This is a genomic window from Microbacterium sp. Bi128 (assembly GCF_918698205.1).
The window spans coordinates 1-4557 of record NZ_CAKKMM010000341.1 but is presented as its reverse complement, the minus strand read 5'-3'; the positions used below and the strand labels follow the sequence as shown (position 1 = coordinate 4557).

The window sequence follows — 4557 nt, the reverse complement described above, 5'->3', positions numbered from 1 at the left end:
GTGGTGGATGAGCGGTGGGACCGGCCGGAACTCTCCGCGAAGGCCTGCGCCCCGGCCGCCCGGCATGCTTATCCGCACGACCTGGCGGCCGGAGCGCATGGGTTCCGGATCGACGCGCTGAGCGGCAGCATTGCCCTCGCGGCGCTGGATGGCAGCGGACTGGAATTCGTGGTGAACCTGGGCCAGCTCAAGGCCCGGGTGATCGAACTCGGTGACCACGGCTCGGATGTCCCGGCCGTGCAGGAAGCCTTGTTCTGACGCTGGAATTGCCCCGCGGCGCGCAAATTACCGGGCGCGCCCGTATTCCCGCGTCGGCAGGCAATTTGAGTGTCGCCAGGAATTTTGCGGCTCGCGGTGTCGTCCGGCCGTCCCGGTAGACTGGCACGGTGCTGAATGAATTCTGGGCCACCGCGTCAACCACCTACAAGGTGATCGTCTTCAGCGCCATGGGCCTGATCGCCCTCGGCATCATCCTCAGCGTGGTGGGCAACAGCACCGGCAACCAGCCCCTTGCCCTCGCCTCACTGGCAGTGATCGGACTCGGCCTGATCCTGCACATTGCCGGGCTTGTGGTCCGCGGCCAGGCGATCCGGAAAAACCTCAAGCGCTAGCGGCCGCGTTCCGCACCACATGGCTCCGGGCATGCTCCACCGCGTCCGGGAGGGATGTGAACAGGTGCTTGTGATGCCGCAGTGAGCGGATGACCCCCACATTGGTCACGAGCTCCAGATGCTGCGGCTGGACCCCCTTCAGCAGGACCGTGACCCCGCGCAGCTCCAGCGCGGAGACCACCTCAACGAGCATGTGGGCGCCCGTGGCGTCCAGCATCCGCAGCTGGGAGAGCCGGATGACGGCCACCTGGATGTCCCTGACCTGGCTGATCTCCTGCAGGACCCGCTCCGCTGCACCGAAGAACATGGCCCCGTCCAGCCGGAAGATGGCGATGTGCTCGTCGCCCGGAACCGGCGGCCCCGGGATGTCCTCGCGCCGGACCCCGCTCAGGGAAGCGAATGTCCGCAGCGTGAACACGGCGGCCGCGGCGAGTCCGATCTGGATGGCCACAATGAGGTCGAAGGCGACGGTAATGAGGGCGGTGACCACGAAGACCGCGGCGTCGGCCCGGGTGGAGCGCAGGATCGCCGTCACGGTGTGCCGCGAGACCATGCGGACGGCCGTGACCATGAGGATGCCGGCCAGCGCCGCCAGCGGGATCCTGCCGACGAGCCCCGCCGCCAGGTAGATGATGGCCAGCAGCACCAGGGCGTGCACCACCGCGGAGAGCCGGGTCTTGGCCCCGGAACGGACGTTCACGGCGGTCCGGGCGATCGCGCCCGTGGCGGGCATGCCGCCGAAGAATCCGGCAGCGATCGAGGCCAGCCCCTGGCCGGTGAGCTCCCGGTCCGGGCTGTACGCGCCGGACGGACGGCCGTCGGGGCCGACCATGCCGGCGGCCACCCGGGCCGAGAGCAGGGATTCGATGGCGGCGAGCGTCGCGATGGACACGGCCGGCATCAGCAGGCCTCCCAGCGCGGCCGGATCGACAGAGGGCATCGAGGGCGCCGGCAGGGAGTGCGGAAGCGCGCCGATCCGGGGTATGTCCAGCGCCAGCATCTCCGCCGCCGCGGTGGTGAGCAGCACTGCGATCAGGCTCGCGGGCAGGGCCTTGTTCAGCCTGGGCAGCAGGTACATCACGGCCGCGACGCAGGCCACCACCGCGAGCGTTTCCAGCACGGTCGGCATGGTGGCCTGCGACGCGCTCTCGACGGCGGCCAGGAGGGTGTTGTGGCCCGGCGTTCCCTCGGTGCCCGTGGCCAAGGGAACCTGCTGGAGGAAAATGATGGCGGCGATGCCGAGTGTGAAACCCTCCACGACCGGCCACGGGATGAACGCGACGGCCCGGCCCAGCCCGCTGGCGCCCAGGACCACGACCAGCAGCCCGGCCAATACAGAGACCAGGGCAATGCTGCCGACGCCGTGGACGGCGACCACCGGGGCCAGGACCACCACCATGGCGCCGGTCGGGCCAGAGACCTGGACGTTGGATCCGCCCATGACGGCGGCGACAAGTCCTGCCACCACTGCGGTGATGAGTCCGGCCTCCGCCCCGACCCCGGAACTGACCCCGAAGGCCAGGGCCAGGGGGAGCGCCACAATGCCCACCGTGATGCCGGCGAACAGGTCCGTCTTCCAGGCGGACCTCAAGAGCTCGTAGTCGCGGCGGGACGGCACAAACCGGGCGAAGCGTCCCCGGGCCGTGGCAGATGTCGTCGCCGGGTCTGCTGCCTGGGCGGCGCTCACGTTGCCGTGGCGTCGAGGTGGCCGGTACTGTCGGCGTCGCCCGCGCGGTCGAGGTGGCCTGCCGGCAGCTCCTGCGCTATCCGGAGCTGTTCGCTGGAACCGGCGAGGGTGTCCAGCAGGAAGACCCGGGCAATCGCGAGCAGCTCCTTGATCTTGGGATGAGCCAGCCGGTAGGTCACGACATTCGCCGTCCGGACCGACGTCACCACACCGTGCCGGCGCAGCGTGCCCAGATGCTGGGACAGGTGCGAGGGCTCCAGCCCCGTCTCGGCGAGCAGGTAACTGACCGGCGCCGTATTGTCCGGCGCGGCCGCCAGAAGCTCGAGGATCCGGATTCGGGCCGGGTGCGCCAGGGCTTTGAACAGGTTGGCCTTGATTTCGTACAGGGGTGTCTGCGCGGCGGAGATCATGGCGGGGAAACACTTTCTCGCATCCGTTCGCGGCGCGGTGCGGCGGCGCCCTCGGCGATTCGGATTGATGGATTGATGTTTTCATCATATCGCGCCGGTCAAGACCCGCCGGAGCGCCCGTCTGTGCCCGTCCGGTTCCCGGCGCGCACCCTGTCACGAAGCCGGACGGCTCCGGGCGTGGCGATAGGCTGGAACCATGACTATCAATCCGGACCTGCATGGGCGCAGCTACCCTGCCGCAGAGGTGTATGACGTCGGCCGCGAGAAGATCCGCGAGTTCGCGCGCGCGGTCAAAGCCACCCACCCTGCCCACTTCGATGTTGCCGCCGCCGAGGCGCTGGGTCACAGGGACCTCGTGGCGCCGCCGACCTTCGCCATTATCGTCGCGCAGCGAGCCGACGCGCAGCTGGTTAACGCACCACCGCCCGATCGTCGCGGGGGACCGGTTGGTCGCCGAACTGCACGTCGACGGCGTCCGCGCCATGGGCGGCGGAGCCATGATCACCACCCGCTCGGAAATCTTCGCGCTGGCCCCCGGCGATGCCACCGATGCCACCGGTGTCCGGGAGCCGGTCGCCACCACCACCTCGTCCATCCTGGTCCGCGGAGAGGGACAGTAGCCATGAGCATCGACATCGCAGCACTCACGGTCGGCCAGGACATTGGCAGCCGCAGCATTACCGTCACCCGCACCGACCTCGTCAAGTACGCCGGCGCATCCGGTGACTTCAACCCGATCCACTGGAACGAGGCCTTCGCCACCGGCGTCGGCCTGCCGGGTGTGATCGCCCACGGCATGTTCACCATGGGCGCGGCCGTCCAGCTCGTGACCGACTGGACCGGCGATCCCGCCGCCGTCGTCGACTTCCAGACCCGCTTCACCAAGCCGGTTCCCGTCGCCGACACGACGGGGACACCGGAGGCCGGTGCCGTGATCGAGGTCAGCGGGGCCATCGGGGCCCTCGACGCCGACGCCGGCACCGCCCGCGTCGACCTCACGGTCGTCTCGGCCGCCCAGAAGGTCCTCGTCAAGGCCCAGGCCGTCGTCAGGGTGGCCTAGCCCATGGCTTTGCTGTGAATCTGGCTGCTGTGAGCAAGGAAGTCTTCGTCCCGCCCGCCGAGATCACGCACTGGCGAAACGCCGTGGTGGTGGCCTACGCCGCGAGCGGAATCGCCTTTTCCACCTGGGTGTCCCGGCTGCCGGCCATCCGCGACGGTCTGGACCTGACCCCGGGCACGATCGGGCTGCTCCTGCTCTGCATGACGGCGGGATCCTTCGTGTCCGTGTCCGCCTCGGGCCTGATTGTCCTTCGCCTTGGCTCCAAGCGCACCATCCGGATCGGCAGCATCATGGTCGGATTCGGGCTGGCGCTGGCAGGCTTCGGCACCTCGGTGCTCGCCAGCCCGGTGGCGGTTGCCGCGGGTCTGGCAATCATCGGGCTGGGCACCGCCAGCTGGAACACCGCGTCCAACGTCGAAGGCGCCGCGGTGGAACGCGCCGTCCGGCGGCACATCATGCCCCGGCTGCACGGCTCCTTCAGCCTGGGCACAGTGGCGGGCGCCGGGCTGGGCGCCTGGGCCGCCGCCGCCGGGATCCCCGTCTTCCTGCACCTGGCCGTGGTGGGCCTGCTGGTGGCCGGCTCGGTGACCACCGCGGCGGCCTGGTTCCGGGCGGACATCACGCCCCTCGAGGCGGAGCGGCCCTTCAAGGCGTCCGGGACAGACACCTTCGAGGATCCTTCCACCGGTCCCATCCCGATCGTCCGGCCGGCGGACGCGGTCCCGGAGCCGCCGCTGGACAACAAACGCCTCATTGCCCAGGCCTGGCGTGACAGGCGCACCCTGCTGC

5 protein-coding genes and 2 pseudogenes are annotated in these 4557 nt (G+C 69.7%); 5 read left to right on the top strand and 2 right to left on the bottom strand.

What is annotated here, in order from left to right:
• Nucleotides 1-258: pseudogene (locus LQV45_RS18585) on the top strand (DUF2797 domain-containing protein); the annotation flags it as partial.
• 128 nt (nucleotides 259-386) lie between these two features.
• Nucleotides 387-611, top strand: a complete 225-nt coding sequence (locus tag LQV45_RS18580) for a DUF3188 domain-containing protein (protein ID WP_223913778.1) — start codon at nucleotides 387-389, stop codon at nucleotides 609-611.
• Here LQV45_RS18580 and LQV45_RS18575 read toward each other — a convergent pair.
• On the bottom strand, nucleotides 601-2298 hold the full coding sequence (locus LQV45_RS18575) for a SulP family inorganic anion transporter (RefSeq protein WP_230008290.1): 1698 nt from the start codon (nucleotides 2296-2298) through the stop codon (nucleotides 601-603). The genes LQV45_RS18580 and LQV45_RS18575 overlap by 11 nt on opposite strands.
• A complete protein-coding gene (locus LQV45_RS18570; protein WP_230008289.1) occupies nucleotides 2295-2708 on the bottom strand; it encodes a metalloregulator ArsR/SmtB family transcription factor in 414 nt (137 codons plus the stop codon). The genes LQV45_RS18575 and LQV45_RS18570 overlap by 4 nt, the downstream gene beginning before the upstream one ends.
• Nucleotides 2709-2904: 196 nt before the next feature.
• Between LQV45_RS18570 and LQV45_RS18565 the strand changes: the two are divergent.
• The 3 genes and pseudogenes from LQV45_RS18565 to LQV45_RS18555 all read left to right on the top strand — a co-directional run.
• A pseudogene (locus LQV45_RS18565) lies at nucleotides 2905-3328 on the top strand (MaoC family dehydratase N-terminal domain-containing protein).
• Nucleotides 3329-3330: 2 nt separating this feature from the next.
• Nucleotides 3331-3768, top strand: coding sequence for a MaoC family dehydratase (locus tag LQV45_RS18560; protein WP_230008288.1), 438 nt, complete (start codon nucleotides 3331-3333; stop codon nucleotides 3766-3768).
• Nucleotides 3769-3797: 29 nt separating this feature from the next.
• Nucleotides 3798-4557, top strand: a 760-nt coding sequence (locus LQV45_RS18555; RefSeq protein WP_230008287.1) for a sugar MFS transporter, incomplete at its 3' end; no start/stop codon positions are given.

Bases quoted from the DNA above. Each gene is read 5' to 3' on its own strand.
- LQV45_RS18570 (WP_230008289.1), bottom strand. From the start codon at position 2,708: ATGATCTCCGCCGCGCAGACACCCCTGTACGAAATCAAGGCCAACCTG.
- LQV45_RS18560 (WP_230008288.1), top strand. From the start codon at position 3,331: ATGAGCATCGACATCGCAGCACTCACGGTCGGCCAGGACATTGGCAGC.